Raw genomic sequence first — 19,024 nt, 5'->3', positions numbered from 1 at the left:
CATTTTCACAGATGCGCCGCTCACTTTGCCAACCGCCCGCTCCCCACGGCGGAGAAACGAACGACAAACCCAGCATCAGCCCCGCATTGCCCGCCGTGCGCTGTCCGTGCGCTGGGCGGCGTTCCCGATCCGGACATCGGCAGCCAGGATGGTGGCCCCGCTGGTCCCGCAGAGCACCGGGTTGAACTCCACCAGGGCGATTTCGGGGTGGTTGTCCTTCATCCAGGCCAGCCGGCCGGCCAGGTCCTCCAGTGCGGAAACGTCGACGGCGGGAAGGCCCTGGTAGCCGAACAGCTTCCGCGCCGCCCGGGGCGCCCGGATGAAGTCGTGGACGTCCGCGGCGGACAGTGGCGGTACACGGTGCGACCAGTCATCCAGGAGGTTCACGGCATCGCCGGCCAGGCCGAAGGAGATGACCGGCCCCAGCAGCGGGTCTTCAATGGCCCGGAACGTGCACGCCTGGCCTACCGGTGCCATGGACTGCACCTCCAGGGCAGGATCGCCATAGAGGGCCAGGGCGCGGCGCATCTGGAGCACATCCCGGCGCAGCGACTCGGCATCCTGGATGTCCAGGCGGACGCCGCCCAGGTCGAGCCGGTGCCGCAGCGCGGGGTCCGTCGTTTTCACTGCCACCGGCCAGCCGAGGACCTCGGCGGCTTCCACCGCTTCGTCAGGGGTGTCAAAGGCCGCGGACGGCAGTACGGAAATGCCGTAGTGCCCCAGCAGCGACGCGGCCGCTGCGGGATCCAGCTGCTTGAGCTGCTCCCCCTTGACGTCGCGGAGCTGCACTTCGAGCTCGGCGCGGGCCCGGGCCGGATCGCAGCCCGGCGGTTCCACGAAGTGGCCGTGGTCCCGCGACACCCATTCCGAGTACCTCACCACGGCGGCGAGCGCTGCCACGGCCGCGCCGGGGTTGGAGAAGCAGGGAACGGCTTTGTCCCCGGCCCCCACCATGCCTTCAACGTAGACGGAGTCATCCAGGATGCCGGTGAACGCCGCCACCACGGGCTTTCCGGCCTCGGCTGAGACGTCGGCCAGGGACTCAGCAATGCTGTCCACCGTGAGTCCGCGGGCCGGCAGGAGTGCTGCGACCGCGCCGTGGACGTGCGCGGGGCGAAGCGCCTCGAGCAGCGCTGCTCGGAGGGCGGGCAAGGCGACCGAGCGGCCGGCGTCGAGGTCCACCCCCGTTACCAGCTGCTCCACGGTGAGGCCATGGTCCGCAGCACTGTCCGCAACGACCTTGCCCAGCGCCTGCGAGTTGCTGAGGATGGCCAGGCCGGGCCCGGCGGGCAGCGGCTGGCCTGCAACAACCTGCGCCACGTCCACCAGTTGCTCGATGGTTTCGACGCGGATGACGCCGGACTGGCGCAGCATGGAGTCCAGCGCCCCGCCCGGCGCCTGGGTGGTGCGGACGGCGTGGCCCGGCGGCAGGCGCAGGCCCATGGTGTCGGACTTGGCCACGATGACGGGTTTGGTGCGGGCGAGGCGCCGGGCGATGCGGGAAAACTTGCGCGGGTTGCCGATCGATTCCAGGTAGAGGCCCACCGCGGAGGTATCGGCGTCGTCTTCCCAGTACTGCATGATGTCGTTGCCGGAGACGTCGGCACGGTTCCCGGCCGAGAGGAACGTGGAGATGCCGAGCCGCCGGCGGCTGGATGCCGCGTACAGGGAGACGCCGATGGCGGCCGACTGGCTGAACAGTCCCAATCCGCCGCGGCGCGGCAGGGTGGGCGCCATGGAGGCGTTGAGCCGGACTTCGGGGTGCGTGTTGATGATGCCCAGGGAGGCCGGGCCGATGACCCTCATCCCGCTCGCGCGTGCCTGGCGCACAAGGTTCCGTTGCCGCTGAAGGCCTCGTTCGCCGTCGTCCGCGAAACCTGCGGAGGCGATCACCAGGCCTTTGACGCCGGCTGCCGCGCAGTCCTCCACGACGGAAAGAACCTCCTCGTACGGCACGGCGATCACCGCGAGCTGCACGGGCTCGGGTACTTCGGTCAGCCGGCCGTAGGACAGCATGCCGGCCAGTTCCAGCGCTTCGGGATTGATGGCGTAGACAGGCCCGGAAAAGCCGCCTTCCACGATGTGCTCCAGCAGTTGATAGCCTACGGTCCCCCACTTGCGGCTGGCACCAATGACGGCCACGGACGACGGCGTCAGCAGGTCCCGCACGCTCCTCGCCTCGGCGCGGTGCTCGCGGGATTCCATGACGGCCCGCGATTTTTCGGTGGGGTCGATGTTGAATTCGAGGCTGACCACGCCGTCGTCGAAGTGGCGTTTGACGTCATAGCCGGCATCCGAGAAGACCATGAGCATTTTGCGGTTCTCGGGCAGCACCTCGGCGCTGAAGCGCTGGATCCCGTTTTCGTGGGCGGCGGCGGCGAGGTGTTCGAGCAGGATGGAGCCGATTCCCCGGCCCTGGTGCGCGTCGGCAATGTTGAAGGCAACCTCGGCCTCGGTGGGATCATCCAGCCGGTCGTAGCGGCCGACCCCGATGATTTCCCCGCGCATGGTGATGACGAACGCCACCCGGTCCTTGTAGTCCACTTCGGTGAACCGTTTGAGCTCCTTGGCCGACAGCCGTGCTTTGAAGGCGAAGAAGCGCATGTAGATTGAGTTCTGCGACTGCCCGGTATGGAAGGTCTGGATGGCCTCCGCATCGGACGGGTGGATGGGCCGCAAATGGGCTGTCCCCCCGTCGCGCAGGACGACATCGGCTTCCCAATGTTCCGGATATTCGCCGTCCCCGGGCTGATCCACCATAGGCTTAGCCTAGCCAAAAACTGCCGCAGCGCAGCAGCACCCTGCCCGGCAGCCCCCAGTAACCGAAGGATTCACCACCCCCATGGCCCGCCGCCAAAGCCCAGCACCCGTCGCGGACACCACTCCCTTCACGGAGAACATCGTCGACATCGACGTCACTTCCGAGATGGAGGGTTCGTTCCTGGAGTACGCGTACTCCGTGATCTACTCGCGGGCACTGCCCGACGCCCGCGACGGGTTGAAGCCGGTGCAGCGCCGCATCCTGTACATGATGAGCGACATGGGCCTGCGGCCGGACCGCGGGCACGTCAAGAGCGCCCGGGTGGTGGGCGAGGTCATGGGTAAGCTGCACCCGCACGGTGACGCCGCCATCTACGACGCCATGGTGCGCATGGCCCAGGACTTCTCGCTGCGCCTGCCGCTGATCGACGGGCACGGCAACTTCGGATCGCTCGACGACGGCCCGGCAGCTCCGCGGTACACGGAGGCCAGGCTGGCCCCCGCCGCCCTTACCCTCACCAACCACCTCGATGAAGACGTGGTGGACTTCGTCCCCAACTACGACAACCAGCTCACGCAGCCGGACGTCCTCCCGGCAGCCTTCCCCAACCTGCTGGTGAACGGGGCTACCGGCATCGCGGTGGGCATGGCCACCAACATGGCCCCGCACAACCTGGTGGAAGTCATCTCCGCCGCCCGGCACCTGATTGCCAACCCTGACGCCACGCTCGAAGACCTCATGCGGTTCGTTCCGGGCCCGGACCTGCCCAGCGGCGGACGGATTGTGGGCCTGGACGGCATCCGCGATGCCTACGCCACAGGCCGGGGCTCTTTCAAGACCCGCGCCAAGGTCGAGGTGGAGCAGCTTTCGGCCCGCCGCACCGGCCTGGTGGTCACCGAACTGCCGTACATGGTGGGCCCCGAGAAGGTCATCGAGAAGATCAAGGACGCCGTTAACGCCAAAAAGCTGACCGGCATCAGCGACATCGTGGACCTGACGGACCGCAAGCATGGCCTGCGCCTGGTCATCGAGCTCAAGAACGGCTTCAACCCCACCGCGGTGCTCCAGCAGCTCTACCGGTACACGCCGATGGAGGATTCCTTCGGCATCAACAACGTCACGCTGGTGGACGGGCAGCCGCAGACCCTCGGCCTGGTGGCCCTGCTGTCTGTCTACGTCAACCACCGCATCGACGTGGTCCGGCGCCGCACCATCTTCCGGCTGGGCAAGAAGAAGGACCGGCTGCACCTGGTGGAGGGCCTCCTCATCGCCATCGTGGATATTGACGAGGTCATCCAGATCATCCGGTCCTCCGATGAGGCTGCCGCCGCCCGTGAGCGCCTGATGTCCATCTACGACCTCACCGAGATCCAGGCCAATTACATCCTGGAACTGCGGCTCCGCCAGCTGACCAAGTACTCGCGGATCGAGCTGGAAAAGGAACAGGACCAGCTGCGCCGCGAGATTGCCGAACTCGAAGCCATCCTCAACTCCGAGGAACTGCTCCGTTCGCTGGTGTCCGATGAACTTGAAGCGATTTCCGAGGAGCACGGCACACCGCGCCGCACCATCCTGCTGGAGTCAGAGGCCGTCTCCCCCACCGTTGCGGCAGAACTTGCGGGCAGCAAGAAGGGCAAGCCCGCTCCCCTGGCCTTGGAGATCGCCGACGACCCCTGCTGGGCCATCCTGACAGCCTCGGGGCAGATCGGGCGTACCAGCAACCAGGAGCCGCTGGCAGAGGCTGGACCGCGGAACAAGCACGACGTGTTCACATCCGTGGTGAAGACCTCGGCCCGCGGTGAGATCGCGGCCATCACCTCCCAGGGCCGGATGCTCCGCCTCCAGGTGATGGACATGCCGGTCCTGCCTCCCGTCGCGGGCCTGCCCAACATGGCCGGGGGCGTTCCGGCGAAGGACTTCCTGACGCTGCTGAAGGGCGAAACCCTGGTGGCATTCGCACCGTTGGACGAAGTACTCGCCATCGGAACCTCACAGGGCGTGGTGAAGCGGGTCCAGCCGGAGTACCCGCTGAACCGCGAGGACTGGGAAGTCATCGCGCTCAAGGACAAGGATTTCGTGGTGGGCGTGGCGCCGGCCGCGGCCGACGATACCGAACTGGTGTTCCTGACGGCCCAGGCCCAACTGCTGAAGTTTGCCGCCTCCGCGGTGCGTCCGCAAGGGCGGACGGCTGGTGGTATGGCCGGCATCAAACTTGCCGCGGGCGACCGCGTGGCGTTCTTCGGCGCGGTGCGCGACCAGGACGAGGCCGCCGTCGTGGTCACGATTGCCGGCACTAATGGCGCCCTTCCGGGCACTGCCCCGGGCACGGCGAAGGTAACCGCGTTCTCCGAATACCCGGTGAAGGGCCGTGCCACCGCGGGTGTGCGCGCGCACAGGTTCCTGAAGGGCGAAGACACGCTGCTGCTGGCGTGGGCCGGGCATGGTCCGGCCAAGGCGTCTTCGGCCGCGGGCGTCGCCAGGTCACTTCCGCAGGAGCACGGCCGGCGCGACGGCTCAGGCATCCCGTTGTCCCAGGCTGTGGACGTAGTAGGTGCCGCGATGGCGTGGCCGGAGGCCCCCGCCGGCGCGTAGTCCGCGCCCGGTGGCGCAGGCCGCTCCGCCCGCCGCTGCTGCGCCGGATCAGGGCTCCCTGCTCCAGGTGTACGGCGTGGTGGTGGAGACCTTGACGAGTCCATACCGCTCAAGGATGGGGCGCGAGAATTCGGTGGAGTCGCTGTGGATCAGGGTCTTGCCGAGCCGCAGCGCGGACCGGGCACGCTCGGCCGTGAGGGCCCGGTAAATGCCCTGCCCGCGCCACGGCGCCAGGGTGGCCCCGCCCCAGATGCCTGCGAAGTCCGTGCCTGCCACCGGTTCCAGGCGCCCGGCACTGACAATGCGGTCCTCGTGGCCTGCTGCCCACAGCTCGGTGCCGTCCCCGGCGGACAGCCGCCGCAGCAGGTCTTCGGCCAGCGCTTCCGAGACACTGCCTCCGAAAGCGACGTCCTGCATAGCGCTCACGGCCCGGACATCCGCTGGTTCGGTGACCCGCCGAAGCCAGACCCCGGGCGGCAGGGGAACGTCCGCAACCAGGGCGGCGGCGGCACCAATCATGATCGATTCGGGGTCATCGGGCACAAAACCGCGGCCCAGCAGGGCCTCGTGCAGGCCCGGCGCGGCGTCGTGCCCGCGGGTCTTCCACTCGACGGCCTGGACCGCAGGATCCGCGCGGAAGTGCGCCACAGCCCGGTCCACCCATTCCGCGACAGTGGACGCAGGCGCCCCGCCGAGGTCAGCGTAGGTCACGAACCCGCGTCCGCCGTCGAACGTGGCGAGCAGCAACGGGCCCAGCGGGAGCACTGACCTGGCGCCGGCCACCTCAGGGGCGAGGCGCAGCTGCGAGTCGTAGGCCGCGAGGAACCGTGCAGCGTCCGGGTGCTTCATTGCTTGTACTTTAGACTGCTCCCATGCCTATCGTGCCTGATGAGAAGGACTGGACCTGGGTCCTGGACCGCCCCTGCCCCGATTGCTCGTTCGATCCCTCCACCACCACGCCGGCAACTGTCCCCGGCACTATCGAAAACATGTTGCCCCGGTGGCGGGCGGTCCTGCGCCGGCCGGAGGTTGCCGAGCGCCCCAACGACAACACTTGGTCCGCGCTGGAGTACGCCTGCCACGTGCGCGATGTGTTCAGCCTGTTCGACCAGCGCCTGAACCTGATGCTGGACTCGGACGACGCGAAGTTTGAGAACTGGGACCAGGACCTGACCGCCATCGAGAAGGACTACGCCAACGCCGACCCTGCAGTGGTCAACACTGAGCTGGCCGCAGAGGGCCAGCAGGTGGCGGAATCCTTCGCCGGCGTGCGCGAATCCGAATGGGACCGCAAGGGCCTGCGCAGCAATGGTTCGGAGTTCACCGTCCTGACGCTCGCGCGGTACTTCCTGCACGACGTCGTCCACCACCTGCACGACGTCGACGGATAGTTCCGCGGGCGCAGCCGGCGGCGCGCCCGGGTCAGGCGTGCAACCCAGCCGCTGCCCGGCCAGGCTGCCGGCGTTCCGCGGCCGGCGCGAGCGCCAGCCGAACGTCCCCGGGCTGGATATCGGCGGCGTGGTGGGTTACCAGCACCACGGTCCGGCCCCGGAGGCCGGCCCTCAGGTCGTGCAGCATGGCCTTGGCTGATTCGGCATCCAGGTGCGCGGTGGGCTCATCCAGCAGGATCACCTCGGCACCGGTCATCAGGGTGCGGGCCACTGCAAGGCGCTGGCGCTCACCGCCACTGAGGAAAGCGCCGCCGGGACCGATCCGCGTGTCCAGTCCCGCAGGCAGTCGTTCCATGAGCCCGGTGAGGCCGACGGCGGCAATCACCGCTGCCATCTCCTGTTCGGTCGCGTCTTCCCCCTCGTTGTCCCGTTCGCTGCCGGGCTCCGTTGCAGGCCGCCCCAGCAGGAGGTTGCCGCGGATGGTCGAGTCGAAGAGGTGGGCCTCCTGCGGGCACCATGCCACCCCGCCGGACACCCGCACACTCCCTGCTGCTGACGGCAGGAATCCCAGCAGGACCGAGAGGAGCGTCGACTTCCCCGAGCCGGACGGGCCAGTGACGGCCAGCCAATGACCGGGCCCCGCAACGGCGTCCAAACCGGTGAAGACCGGAGCCCCGCCGGGCCAGGCCGCGGCAAGGTTCGCGAGCTCCAGCCCGGGAATGCCGCCATCACGCGCCGGTACCGGCTGCAGTCCGTCTGCCGCTCCCCCGTCGGTATCCTGGGCGTCCCCGGACGCGTCCAGCGCCCCGGACGAAGCCACGCGCTGCAGCACCGCCTGCAAGGCAGGGAACTGCCGCACCGCCGTCGTCATCGCCGAATAGGGTTCCACCAGGGCCAGCAGCAGCAGGACCACTACGGCGGCCGTTGCCGGCTCGATCCGGCCGTCAAGGACGGCGGGGGCGGCCAGCCATGCACTGGCGAGCGCTGCGGCGCCGCAGGCGGCAGCGGTGACCGCGTGGCCCAGGCCCTCGGCCCAGGCCGAACGCTGGGAGGCGCCGGTGGCTTTGCGGTCTTCGCCGCGGAGTTCGTCCAGCACCCGGGGCGCCACACCGTTGGCGGACAGCTCCGCCCGGGCATCCAGGGCGGCCGAGACGCGGCGAAGCACGCCGGAACGCAGCACCTGCTCCGCCGTTGCCGACCTTCGGTCGCCCCAGAGCGCAAGCGCGGGCGCCAGCACCAGGCTTGCTGCGGCGGCGGCGATGACGGCGGGCAGTGCCGGCGGGACCACCAGCCAGGTGGTTCCCACCGCCAGTACGGCGACTGCCACGGCCGTGACGGGCGGCAGCACCACCCGGGGCAGGAGGTCGCGGACGGTGTCGACGTCGTCGATCACGGTGCCCAGCACGTTGCCGCCCTGGAGCAGGCGGCGCAGGGCCAAAGCCCGGCGGCTCAGTGCGGCCCACAGCCTTCCCCGGAGCCTGGTCAGCGCGGCAAACACGGCATCGTGCAGCAGCAGCCGTTCCCAGTAGCGGAGTACGGCCCTGCCGATGCCGAAAAAGCGAACGCCAACAATGGCTGTCAGCAGGTAGAGGATGGGTGGCTGCTCGCTGGCGCGGATGATCAGCCAGCCGGACAACCCGGACAACGCAACAGCGAAGACGGCCGCGAGGGTGCCGACGATGGCGGCGGCGGCGAATCGTCCCCGCACCGGCGCCATCAGCGAAGCCAGGAGTCCCATGACGCCCCGGCCCGGACGGCCATTGGTTCCGCCCCTGATACCGGCTGCACCCCGCCGCGTTGCCGCCTCAGACGCCTCAGACGCCTTTGAGGCTGCAACGGCATCCCTGGCTGCACCCGTCGACGCCGCCGCGGAGGGCAACGTGTCCTGCTGAAGTGTTGCCCCCGGTCCCGCCGCTGCGCCGACCGGCACCAGCACGTCGGCGAGGCTCCGGGTCCGTTCTTCGTGGGCCACCAGGATGACGGTGACCTTGCCGCGCAGCCCGTGGATGGCGTCTTCGACGGCCTGCGCCGAATCGCTGTCCAGGTGCGCGGTGGGCTCATCGAGCAGGAGCACAGTTGCTCCGGCGTCGATCCTCGCCAACCCGCGGGCCAGTGCGACGCGCCGCAGCTCCCCCGGGCTCAGTTCGGCGGGGTGTTTCGCGGCCAGGTGGCCGGCCCCTGCCCGGGTGAGGCATGCGCGGGCGGTTTCCTCGGCCAGCGCACTGTCACGGGCGTTGCGGGCGTGGGCGCCCAGGTAGAGCAGCACCTCGTCCAGCACACTGTCGGCCACCAGCACCGGATGCTGTGGCACCCAGGCCACGGCGTTCCGGTCCAACCCGGTCACCGTGCCGGTCACGGATGCCCCTGCGCCGTCCCCGATGGTGCCGGCCAGGACGCCGAGGACCGTGCTCTTGCCGGCACCGCTGGGGCCGTCCAGGGCGGTGATCCGGCTCTGCGGCGCTTCAAAGGTCAGGGGTCCGACGGCGGCACGGGACCTTCCGCGGTAGGTCACGGTGAGGCCGGTGACGGTGAGCGGCGCACCGGGCCTGCCCGCCGGCGCAGCAGGAAGCTGCTTCGGCTCCGGGGCGCCGGTGACCGCTGTGACGCCGGCCAGCGCCACCCGGCCGTCGTCGCTGGCGTGGTGTGCCGTGCCCAGCTCACGGAGCGGCAGGTAGCAGTCCGGTGCGAGGATCAGGGCCAGCAGTCCGGCTTCGAGCGGCATGTCGCCGTGCACCAGCCGCACGCCAATGAACACGGCCACCACTGCCACGGAGATGGTGGCGATGAGTTCCAGCGCCAGGGCGGAGAGGAAAGCGGTGCGCAGGGTCCCCATGGTGCGCGAGCGGTATTCCTCCGAGATCTCCTCGAGCGCTTTCCGCTGGGCCGTGGCCCGGCCCAGGCCCACGAGGACAGGCAGGCCCTTGGCGAGTTCCAGCATGTGCGCCGAAAGCCTGGCCAGCGACGCCTGCGCCTCGCGCACGTTGTCCTCGGTATAGCGGCCAATCAGCACCATGAACAGCGGAACCAGGGGCACGGTCAGGACGATCACCACTGCGCTGACCCAGTCCGCGAAGAGGATCCGCGCGCCGAGCAGCAGCGGCACGGCGGCGCAGTTCACCAGCGCCGGCAGGAACTGGGTGTAGTAGCTGTCCAATGCGTCCAGGCCCCGGGTGGCCAGCACGGCGAGGCCACCGTCCGCCGGGCCGGTTTCGCGCACCCCGTTGCGCAAGGTCCGCTCCAGCAGGCCGGCCCGCAGTTCCTCCTTGATGCCCAGCGCGGCGCGCCGGGCGGCCACGGCCTGCCCCCACACGGTGATGGACCGCAGGACCACGCCGGCCATGCCCAGTGTGAGCTGGTCCGGACGGACAGGGTCCCCGGCCGCCAGCCCCGCAAGGGCGGCCGCCACCGCCTGTCCCATCAGGACGAGCGAGAGTGCTTTCAACGCTGCGAGCAGGCCGAGCCAGTAGACGGCGGAGCGGGTTGCAGGTCCCGGCGGGAGCATGGGCCGCACGTCAGGCCTTGGTGGTGAACGCCTTGGCGGCGATGGCAGGCAGGAAGCTGTGGGCTTCCGGAATTGAATCGGTGCTGACCCGGCGGCGGAACACCCAGTAGGTCCATGCCTGGTACGCGATCACCAGCGGAAGTCCGAATGCGGCCACGACGGTCATGAGCCCCAGGGTGTAGTCCGAGGACGAGGCGTTGGAGATGGTCAGGTCAAAGGCGGTGTCCAGGGTGGAGGGCAGCACCACGGGGAACACTGCGCCGAAGATGGAGGCCGTGCCAAGCACCAGGAAGGCGCCGAGCGCCAGGAACGCCTTGCCTTCGGCGCCGGCGCGGGCCAGCAGCCAGGCGGTGGCGGCGGCAGCCACGGCGAGCACCACGAGGGCCCAGGTCCAGGGTTTGCCGTCCAGGAACTGGATGCTGAGCGCCCAGGCCGCGATGGGAAGGATCAGCACCGGAAGCAGGCGCACGAACCAGGCGCGGGCACGGTGCCGCACTTCGCCGTCGGTCTTCAATGCAAGGAAGGCCAGCGCGTGGACCAGCGAGAAGCCCACCACGGCCACGCCGCCCAATACGGCGTAACCGCTGAACCAGGCAAAGGGGCCGCCTTCGCGGTCGCCGTTGGCATTGAGGGGCAGGCCGGTGGTGGTCAGGGCAAGAGCGGCTCCGACGCCGAAGGCGGCGAAAAAGGAACCGAGCGCGATGGCCCAGTCCCACCGGGCGCGCCAGCGGTCCGTGTCCACTTTGCCGCGGTACTCGAAGGCCACGGCGCGGAAGATCAGGGCCACGAGGACCACCAGCAGGGGCAGGTAGAGGGCTGAGAACAGGGAGGCGTACCAGAGCGGGAACGCCGCAAATGTGGCGCCGCCGGCGGTCAGCAGCCAGACCTCGTTGCCGTCCCAGACTGGGCCGACGGTGTTCAGCAGGACACGGCGTTCGGGGTTGTTCCGGGCGAAGATCTTCATCAGCATCCCCACGCCGAGGTCAAAGCCCTCGAGGAAGAGATAGCCGGTCCACAGCACCGCAATGGCGATGAACCAGATGGTGGGCAGCAGTTCCATTGTCGATTTCCTCTGCTCTTAGTAGGCGAAGGCCAGGACGTCGTCGGCGGGCTTGGTGCCGCCCGGTCCGCCGGAGCCCGGCGTTTCGTCCTCGTTCTCATCGGCGGGGACATGGGCCAGTTCCGGCATGGCGGACACCACGCCGCCGCGGATGTACTTCACCAGCAGCTTGACCTCCACCACCAGCAGCACGGCGTAGACCGCTGTGAGGGTCACCAGCGAAGCCACCAGCTCGCCTGCAGAAACCCCGGGCGAGACGGCCGCGGCAGTGAACATGAATACCTGGTCGATGCCGCTTGGGTCCGGGTTGGGGGCCACCACGAACGGCTGCCGGCCCATCTCGGTGAAGATCCAGCCTGCGGCGTTGGCACCGAACGGGGCGAGGATGCCGAAGATGGCAAGCCGCATGAGCCACGGCGACTGGGGCACGGTGCCCTTCCGGGTCAGCCACAGGGCCACCACGGCCGCCAGCGCGGCGAGTCCGCCGAAGCCGATCATCATCCGGAAGCCCCAGTAGGTGACCTCCATGACCGGCAGGTACTCGATTTCCTGGCCGGCGCGCTCACCGTAGATGGGGTTGTCCGGCAGGTGGGTGCCGTAGTTCTCCTTGTACTCGGGCAGGAGCGTGTTCACGCCCTTCACCTCGGTGGTGAAATCACCCTTGGCCAGGAAGGACAGGATTCCGGGGACTTCGATGACGGCCACGATGTCGTCGCAGTTCTGGGATCCGATGTTGCCGATGCTCAGCACGGAGAACCCAGTGCCGTCGTGGCAGGCAGCTTCCGCTGCGGCCATCTTCATGGGCTGCTGTTCGAACATGAGTTTGCCCTGCAGGTCGCCGGTGACGGCGGTTCCGGCGAAGGAGATCATGGCCACTACGGCGCCGATGCGGAGGGAGCGGATCCAAACGCTGTGGTCTGCCCGGTCACGGCCGGGGATGGTGGCGGACTCGCCGGGAACAACCTTGCCGTCGGCACCCACGGTGTCAATGCCGTCGCGGCGCCGGCGCCACAGGTGGTACCAGGCGATGCCGAGCAGGAAGCCGCCGGCCACCGCAAGGGCGCCAAAGAGGGTGTGCGGGACGGCAACGAGGGCGGTGTTGTTGGTGAAGACGGCCCAGGCGTCGGTCATGACCGGGCGCCCGTCGATCATCTCGACGCCCACCGGGTGCTGCATCCAGCTGTTGGCCACGATGATGAAGTAGGCGGAGAAGACCGATCCGATCACCGCCACCCAAAGGCAGGCCAGGTGGATACCCGGCTTCAGCTGCTTCCAGCCGAAGATCCACAGCCCCAGGAAGGTGGACTCGACAAAGAAGGCCAGCAGGGCTTCCAGGGCCAGCGGCGCCCCGAACACATCGCCGACGAACCGGCTGTATTCGCTCCAGGCCATGCCGAACTGGAACTCCTGGACGATGCCGGTGGCCACGCCCATGATGAAGTTGATGAGGAAGAGCTTGCCCCAGAACTTGGTCATCCGCAGGTACTCGGGCTTGCCGGTGCGGTGCCAGGCGGTCTGGATGACGGCCACCACCAGGCCAAGGCCGATGGTCAGCGGGACCATCATGAAGTGGTAGACGGTGGTGATGCCGAATTGCCAGCGTGCGATTTCCAAGGCGTCCAAGGCAGGTCCCTACTCTAGGCCAACTCAAACTTCTACGATTCGTAGAAGTTCAACTTCTACAGAGTGTAGAACAACTTGCTGTCCGGCGGAAAACGCACCGCCCCTTACCAGCATGGGGCCTAACTGTCCGTCGCGCCACGTGTTCTACCCAACGTAGAAAGTCCGGCGGTTTCAGGGTAAATTTGATCCTGAAGTTGTTTAACCGTTGAGCAGTCACCGGCGCGGGAAGCGCGCGGTGCGGGGACAAAAAGGAAAAGTGCAATGGCTAGTCTTGGTGAACTGGAACGGGCAGTGATGGACCTGCTCTGGGCGGGCCAGGAAGCAGCCACGGCCAACACTCTGCGGGACCAGCTGGCCCGCACGTCCGCCGCGCAGGGCGGCCCCGGCCACGAGGGCAAGGAACTCGCTGTTACCACTGTGCTGACGGTGCTGTCGCGGCTGGAAAAGAAGGGCCTTGTGGAGCGGGAACGCGGAACCCGTCCGCACCGCTACCAGGCCGTCTCCAGCCGGGCGGACCACACGGCCGAACTCATGCATGAGGTGCTGGGGTCGGCTCCGGACCGCGAAGCCGTCCTGGCCCGGTTCATCGGATCCGTCTCCGAAGGTGAAGCCGAAACGCTGCGTAAACTGCTGGGTCACGTCTAGCCCACCATGTTCTGGGCCTCATACCTGCTGGCGGTCCTGGCGATCATACTGGCGTGGCCGGTACCCATCCTGCTGTCGCGCGCGCAGTGGCCCGCGAGGTCGCCGTTTACTGCGATGGTGCTCTGGCAGGCCATCGCCCTGGCAGGTGGCCTGTCAATGATCGGTGCCATGCTGGTGTACGGCCTCGAACCCATCGGGGACAACCTGATCGCCGGGCTCCGGTCCCTGGCCGGCATGGTGCTCTTCAACGCCCCCACCACGGCCCTGGGGTTTTGGCATATTTTCGCCCTGTCTGCGGCAGCCCTGCTGACTGCCCACCTTGTCTTCACCCTGCTGCTGACTTATTACAGGATTCAGCGGCAGCGACGGCGCCACCGCGAGCTGCTGGCCCTGTTGGCGTCCCCCTCAAGCCAGGACACCGGCACATTGGTCATCAGCCATGACTCCCCGGTGGCCTATTGCCTGCCCGGCGGAGCCCGGTCGGTCACGGTCCTCTCCGACGGCCTCATGGCGGCCCTTGAGCCGGCAGAGCTCCAGGCCGTCCTGACCCACGAAAACGCCCACCTGAGCCAGCGGCACCACCTTCTGCTGTGGGCGTTCGCTGCGTGGCGCCAGGCCCTCCCCTGGCTGCCCACCACGCGCTTGGCGCAGGAGTCGGTGAGCTCGCTGATCGAAATGCTGGCCGACGACGTTGCCCTTCGGACCGCCAGCAAAGCCACACTCATCAAAGCAATCGCCATCGTGGCCAGCGGTTCGCCCGCCGGACCGAACGGTCACGGCGCCAGCCAGGCCGCCCCCGGGATGGCGCTGTCCGGCCTTGACGCTGCCGCGGGAACTGCGGGCTCCGACTCCGCCCGCACCACGGCGTCCCGTGTCAGCCGCCTGCTCTCGCCACAGACCGAACTGCCGCGGGCCGCACGGAGCCTGGTCCTCACCGCATGCGTGCTGTTGCTGGCGATCCCCACCGCCCTGCTGGTGGTCCCCGGCCTGCTGGGCTGAACCACCCCCCGTCGGACCTTACACGCGCGTGGGGCGCCGACGTCCGGCGGGTGTGCCGCCAGCCCGGCCCGACACCCCTTATCAGGCGTCGATGCGCTCCCGGTCCAGGCTTGCGGCGCCGGCGATGATGAAGTCCTTGCGCGGGGACACATCAGAGCCCATCAGCAGGTCAAAGGTCTTCTCGGCCTCTTCCAGTTCCGCGATCCCCACTTTGCGGAGCATCCGGTGCCGGGGGTCCATGGTGGTCTCGGCCAGTTGCTCCGCGTCCATTTCACCCAGGCCCTTGTACCGCTGGATGGGTTCCTTGTAGCGCTTGCCTTCCTTGGCCAGCCGGGCCAGCAGCACGTGCAGCTCCGCCTCCGAGTAGGTGTAGATCATCTCGTTGGCCTTCTGCCCGGCGTTGACCACCTCCACCCGGTGCAGCGGCGGGACGGCGGCGAACACCCTCCCCTCCTCGATCATCGGGCGCATGTAACGGAAGAAGAGCGTCAGCAGCAGCGTGCGGATATGCGCCCCGTCCACGTCGGCATCGGTCATCAGGATGACCTTGCCGTAACGGGCCGCGCTGATGTCGAAGCTGCGGCCGGACCCTGCACCCACCACCTGGATGAGGGCCGCGCATTCGGCGTTGGAAAGCATGTCCCCCACCGACGCTTTCTGCACGTTGAGGATCTTGCCGCGGATGGGCAGCAGCGCTTGAAAATCGGAGGACCGTGCCAGCTTGGCAGTTCCCAGCGCCGAGTCGCCTTCCACGATAAAGAGTTCGGAACGTTCGACGTCGTCCGTGCGGCAGTCTGCCAGCTTGGTGGGCATCGAAGAGGTTTCCAGCGCGTTCTTGCGCCGCTGGGTCTCCTTGTGCACGCGGGCCGAGATGCGCGATTTCATCTCGCTGACGATCTTCTCGAGCAGCAGGGCGGACTGCGCTTTGTCGTTGCGGTTGGCGGAGTTCAGCTTGGCAACGATCTCCCGCTCCACCACTTTCGCCACAATGGCGCGGACGGCAGAAGTGCCAAGGATTTCCTTGGTCTGGCCTTCGAACTGCGGCTCGGCAAGACGCACGGTGAGGACTGCCGTCAGGCCGGCAAAGATGTCGTCCTTTTCGATCTTGTCATTGCCGGCCTTGAGCTTGCGGGCGTTGGTTTCCACAGCCTTGCGGAAGGTCTTCACGAGCGCCTGCTCGAAGCCGGACTGGTGAGTTCCACCCTTCGGCGTTGAGATGATATTGACGAAGCTGCGGACGGTGCTGTCGTAGCCGATGCCCCACCGCAGGGCCACGTCCACCTCACAGTCACGTTCCACCTCTGCCAGCTGGCTGTGGCCCCGCTCATCGAGGACGGGGACGGTTTCCTTGAACTTGCCCGAACCGTGCAGCCGCCAGACGTCGGTCACCGGCGGGTCCGCGGCCAGGAAGTCGACAAACTCGGAGATGCCGCCGTCGTGGTGGAACACCTCTTCATGCGGGCCGGCCTCGCCCGCGGTCCCGGGCACCCTGCGTTCGTCGCGGACGGTCAGTTTCAGGCCCGGCACCAGGAACGACGTCTGCCGTGCACGCGCAGCCAGTTCGTCGTAGGAGAACTTCGCGTCCGGCGTGAAGATCTGGCGGTCAGCCCAGTAGCGGATGCGGGTGCCAGTGACGCCGCGCTTGGCCTTGCCGACGATGTCGAGCACCGAGTCGTCAACGAACGGGGTGAACGCGGCTGCCGGGTCGGTCTTGCTGCCAACATCCTTGAAGCGCCCGGGCTCACCCCTGCGGAAGGACATCCGGTAAGTCTTGCCGCCCCGGTCAACCTCCACGTCCAGCCTGGACGACAGCGCGTTGACCACCGAGGCGCCCACGCCGTGCAGGCCGCCGGAGGCGGTGTAGGAACCGCCGCCGAACTTGCCGCCGGCGTGCAGCTTCGTAAAGACCACCTCGACGCCGGTGAGTCCCGTCTTGGGTTCCTTGTCGATGGGGATGCCGCGGCCGTCGTCGTGGATCTCCACGGAGTTGTCCGCATGCAGGATGATGCGGATGTCGTGGCCAAAGCCAGCCAGGGCCTCATCCACCGAGTTGTCGATGATTTCCCAAAGGCAGTGCATCAGGCCGCGCGAGTCGGTTGAGCCGATGTACATGCCCGGGCGCTTGCGGACGGCCTCCAGGCCTTCCAGGACTGACAGATGCCGGGCGGTGTACTCAGAGCTTGGTGCCACTGGTGATGAACTCCTTCAGGGACGGAACAGCAGGCGCTTAAAGCGCTCCCTCTAGGGTAGTCGGCCCCGGACCGGAGCTGCGGTTGCCACTCCTTGCGGCCCCTGTGGACCGCGCCACTTAGGCACCGGGTGCCCGTCAGGGGCAAATCTTGACCGAAGCTTGCGGATACGCGGACAGCGAACTTGGTCCATCCTTGCGATGGTTTGGATACGAATACTGGTTATATAGACATACAGATCTACTAAGGAGGCCGATTATGACAACAGCAGTGGCAGACCGCACACTCAACGCACTCGACCGGTGCGACCGTTGCGGAGCTCAAGCGTATGTCCGGGTTGTACTCGAGTCCTCCGGCGGTGAGCTGCTCTTCTGCGGCCACCACGCCCGTGCCGTCGAAGCGACGCTCAAGCCCCTGAGCTCGGACTGGCACGATGAGACGGCCAAGCTTCACCAGAAGGAAGCCGTGGAAATCGACTAGGGACAGCACAACGTCCAAAGGGTGGGACCCCTCCGAATGGAGGGGTCCCACCCTTTTGCTTTTAGCAGCGCTTTGCTGCGGTGCGGGCCTGGCCGTACCGGGGTGGCTCCGCCGAACGGAGCCGCCGCTTCAGCCGAATCAGGCTGCAAACGCCAGCGGGCCGGCCCGGATCCTTGTAGATGGATCCGGACCGGCCCGCTGACCTGCCCTGTGACCGGAGCCCTTGCGGACCGGCCGGCGCGTGTTGCCTAGTCGAGGTAGTCGCGCAGCACCTGCGAGCGTGACGGGTGGCGCAGCTTGGACATGGTCTTCGATTCGATCTGGCGGATCCGCTCGCGCGTGACTCCGTAGACCTTGCCGATTTCGTCTAAAGTCTTCGGCTGTCCGTCGGTCAGGCCGAAGCGCATGGCCACTACGCCGGCTTCGCGTTCGGACAGTGTGTCCAGAACGGAGTGCAGCTGCTCCTGCAGCAGCGTGAAGCTTACGGCGTCGGCGGGAACCACGGCTTCGGAGTCCTCGATGAGGTCGCCGAACTCGGAGTCGCCGTCTTCACCCAGCGGGGTGTGGAGGGAGATGGGTTCGCGGCCGTACTTCTGGACCTCGACAACCTTTTCGGGCGTCATGTCCAGTTCTAGTGCCAGTTCCTCGGGCGTGGGTTCGCGGCCCAGGTCCTGCAGCATCTGGCGCTGGACGCGGGCCAGCTTGTTGATGACTTCCACCATGTGCACCGGGATACGGATGGTGCGGGCCTGGTCGGCCATGGCACGGGTGATGGCCTGGCGGATCCACCACGTGGCGTACGTGGAGAACTTGAAGCCCTTGGTGTAGTCGAACTTCTCCACAGCGCGGATCAGGCCCAGGTTGCCTTCCTGGATCAGGTCCAGGAAGAGCATGCCGCGGCCGGTGTAGCGCTTGGCCAGCGAGACCACCAGGCGGAGGTTGGCCTCCAGCAGGTGGTTCTTGGCGCGCTTGCCGTCGTGGATGATGAATTCGAGTTCGCGCTTGTACTTCGGCTCCATGGAACCGTCGTCAGCGGCGATCTTCTCTTCGGCGAACAGGCCGGCTTCGATCCGCAGGGCAAGGTCCACTTCCTGCTCAGCGTTGAGCAGTGCCACCTTGCCGATCTGCTTCAGGTAGTCCTTGACGGGGTCGGCAGTGGCACCCGCCGACATGACCTGCTGGACGGGGGCGTCGTCGTCGTCGGCGTCAGAGTAGACAAAGCCCTTGCCGCTGCCAACGGCACCCTTGGCAGTGGTGGCTTCGCTCTCTTCAGCGGCCTCGGCGCCTTCCAGGAGGCTCTCGTCGGGATCCTCCTCGACGTCCTCAACGTCGTCAGCGTCGTCGGCAGAAGCCTTGTTGGCGGCCTCAGCGGCTGCCTTGGCGCCGGGCTTGGGCCCGCGCTTCTTGGGCTCGGGCTTGCCGTCCGCGCCGGAGGAAGCCTTGTTGGCTGCCCGGGTAGCGGCCCGCTTGGCGTTGGTCGCAGCCTGCTTCTCCTCGGCGGACAGATTGTCCTGGGCGGCGGGGTCCTTCTTCGTGGAAGACGGGGTCACAGAAAACCTTTCTTGCGGTGGTCTGTGGAATCGCCATACGGGCAACACCACTATGACCCTGTCAAGTCCGTGATGTAAATCAAGCGCCACCACGGCCGGCAGAGTCTCTTAAGACAACTACCGGAGCGGCCGTATTGTTCCCCTGGGGGCAATACTGCTGGTGCTCAATACACGGACCCAACCGGGTCTCGGCATCCATTGTCTCATGTTTCCCCGCATCGGGCCTCCCCCG

General features: G+C 67.5%; 12 protein-coding genes. 5 read left to right on the top strand and 7 right to left on the bottom strand.

Features of this window, described 5'->3' with window-relative positions:
• Positions 1-75: 75 nt before the first annotated feature.
• Positions 76-2,760 carry a bifunctional acetate--CoA ligase family protein/GNAT family N-acetyltransferase gene (locus ACHL_RS08175; RefSeq protein ID WP_015936830.1) on the bottom strand — a complete coding sequence of 895 codons (2,685 nt, stop codon included), beginning with the start codon at positions 2,758-2,760 and terminating at the stop codon, positions 76-78.
• Positions 2,761-2,842: 82 nt separating this feature from the next.
• Between ACHL_RS08175 and ACHL_RS08170 the strand changes: the two genes are divergently transcribed.
• Positions 2,843-5,353, top strand: a complete 2,511-nt coding sequence (locus ACHL_RS08170) for a DNA gyrase/topoisomerase IV subunit A (protein WP_015936829.1) — start codon at positions 2,843-2,845, stop codon at positions 5,351-5,353.
• Positions 5,354-5,401: 48 nt separating this feature from the next.
• Here the strand turns inward: ACHL_RS08170 and ACHL_RS08165 are convergent, their stop codons facing one another.
• Positions 5,402-6,202 carry a GNAT family N-acetyltransferase gene (locus tag ACHL_RS08165; protein ID WP_015936828.1) on the bottom strand — a complete coding sequence of 267 codons (801 nt, stop codon included), beginning with the start codon at positions 6,200-6,202 and terminating at the stop codon, positions 5,402-5,404.
• Positions 6,203-6,225: 23 nt separating this feature from the next.
• On the opposite strand from ACHL_RS08165, the gene ACHL_RS08160 reads away from it, so the two are divergent.
• Positions 6,226-6,744, top strand: a complete 519-nt coding sequence (locus ACHL_RS08160; protein WP_015936827.1) for a DinB family protein — start codon at positions 6,226-6,228, stop codon at positions 6,742-6,744.
• 31 nt (positions 6,745-6,775) lie between these two features.
• Here the strand turns inward: ACHL_RS08160 and cydD are convergent, their stop codons facing one another.
• The 3 genes from cydD to ACHL_RS08145 are packed head-to-tail and all read right to left on the bottom strand — an operon-like array spanning position 6,776 to position 12,929.
• A complete protein-coding gene (gene cydD / locus ACHL_RS08155) occupies positions 6,776-10,255 on the bottom strand; it encodes a thiol reductant ABC exporter subunit CydD (protein WP_043793884.1) in 3,480 nt (1,159 codons plus the stop codon).
• Between the two features lies 1 nt (position 10,256).
• A complete protein-coding gene (gene cydB / locus ACHL_RS08150; protein ID WP_015936825.1) occupies positions 10,257-11,306 on the bottom strand; it encodes a cytochrome d ubiquinol oxidase subunit II in 1,050 nt (349 codons plus the stop codon).
• Between the two features lie 18 nt (positions 11,307-11,324).
• A complete protein-coding gene (locus ACHL_RS08145) occupies positions 11,325-12,929 on the bottom strand; it encodes a cytochrome ubiquinol oxidase subunit I (protein WP_015936824.1) in 1,605 nt (534 codons plus the stop codon).
• A 261-nt stretch (positions 12,930-13,190) separates the two neighbouring features.
• On the opposite strand from ACHL_RS08145, the gene ACHL_RS08140 reads away from it, so the two are divergent.
• Positions 13,191-13,574 (top strand): BlaI/MecI/CopY family transcriptional regulator, encoded by a 384-nt coding sequence (locus ACHL_RS08140; RefSeq protein WP_015936823.1) that lies wholly within the window; start codon positions 13,191-13,193, stop codon positions 13,572-13,574.
• Positions 13,575-13,580: 6 nt separating this feature from the next.
• Positions 13,581-14,573, top strand: coding sequence for a M56 family metallopeptidase (locus ACHL_RS08135; protein ID WP_015936822.1), 993 nt, complete (start codon positions 13,581-13,583; stop codon positions 14,571-14,573).
• An 81-nt stretch (positions 14,574-14,654) separates the two neighbouring features.
• Here ACHL_RS08135 and ACHL_RS08130 read toward each other — a convergent pair whose 3' ends face one another.
• Positions 14,655-16,763: a DNA gyrase/topoisomerase IV subunit B gene (locus tag ACHL_RS08130; RefSeq protein ID WP_015936821.1), complete on the bottom strand. Its 2,109-nt coding sequence runs from the start codon at positions 16,761-16,763 to the stop codon at positions 14,655-14,657.
• A gap of 257 nt (positions 16,764-17,020) precedes the next feature.
• On the opposite strand from ACHL_RS08130, the gene ACHL_RS08125 reads away from it, so the two are divergent.
• The gene (locus ACHL_RS08125) at positions 17,021-17,242 is read left to right on the top strand and encodes a DUF7455 domain-containing protein (protein ID WP_015936820.1); all 222 of its coding nucleotides are present in this window, start codon (positions 17,021-17,023) and stop codon (positions 17,240-17,242) included.
• A 248-nt stretch (positions 17,243-17,490) separates the two neighbouring features.
• On the opposite strand, the gene ACHL_RS08120 is transcribed toward ACHL_RS08125, so the two are convergent.
• The gene (locus ACHL_RS08120) at positions 17,491-18,792 is read right to left on the bottom strand and encodes an RNA polymerase sigma factor (protein ID WP_015936819.1); all 1,302 of its coding nucleotides are present in this window, start codon (positions 18,790-18,792) and stop codon (positions 17,491-17,493) included.
• Positions 18,793-19,024 lie beyond the last annotated feature (232 nt).

Source organism: Pseudarthrobacter chlorophenolicus A6 (assembly GCF_000022025.1).
In the GTDB taxonomy this organism is placed as follows: Bacteria; Actinomycetota; Actinomycetes; order Actinomycetales; family Micrococcaceae; genus Arthrobacter; species Arthrobacter chlorophenolicus.
Note: the sequence above shows the minus strand (reverse complement) of the source record. Positions and strands in the feature narration are given on the sequence as shown.

Bases quoted from the DNA above. Each gene is read 5' to 3' on its own strand.
- ACHL_RS08175 (WP_015936830.1), bottom strand. From the start codon at position 2,760: ATGGTGGATCAGCCCGGGGACGGCGAATATCCGGAACATTGGGAAGCC.
- ACHL_RS08170 (WP_015936829.1), top strand. From the start codon at position 2,843: ATGGCCCGCCGCCAAAGCCCAGCACCCGTCGCGGACACCACTCCCTTC.
- ACHL_RS08165 (WP_015936828.1), bottom strand. From the start codon at position 6,202: ATGAAGCACCCGGACGCTGCACGGTTCCTCGCGGCCTACGACTCGCAG.
- ACHL_RS08160 (WP_015936827.1), top strand. From the start codon at position 6,226: ATGCCTATCGTGCCTGATGAGAAGGACTGGACCTGGGTCCTGGACCGC.
- cydB (WP_015936825.1), bottom strand. From the start codon at position 11,306: ATGGAACTGCTGCCCACCATCTGGTTCATCGCCATTGCGGTGCTGTGG.
- ACHL_RS08140 (WP_015936823.1), top strand. From the start codon at position 13,191: ATGGCTAGTCTTGGTGAACTGGAACGGGCAGTGATGGACCTGCTCTGG.
- ACHL_RS08135 (WP_015936822.1), top strand. From the start codon at position 13,581: ATGTTCTGGGCCTCATACCTGCTGGCGGTCCTGGCGATCATACTGGCG.
- ACHL_RS08125 (WP_015936820.1), top strand. From the start codon at position 17,021: ATGACAACAGCAGTGGCAGACCGCACACTCAACGCACTCGACCGGTGC.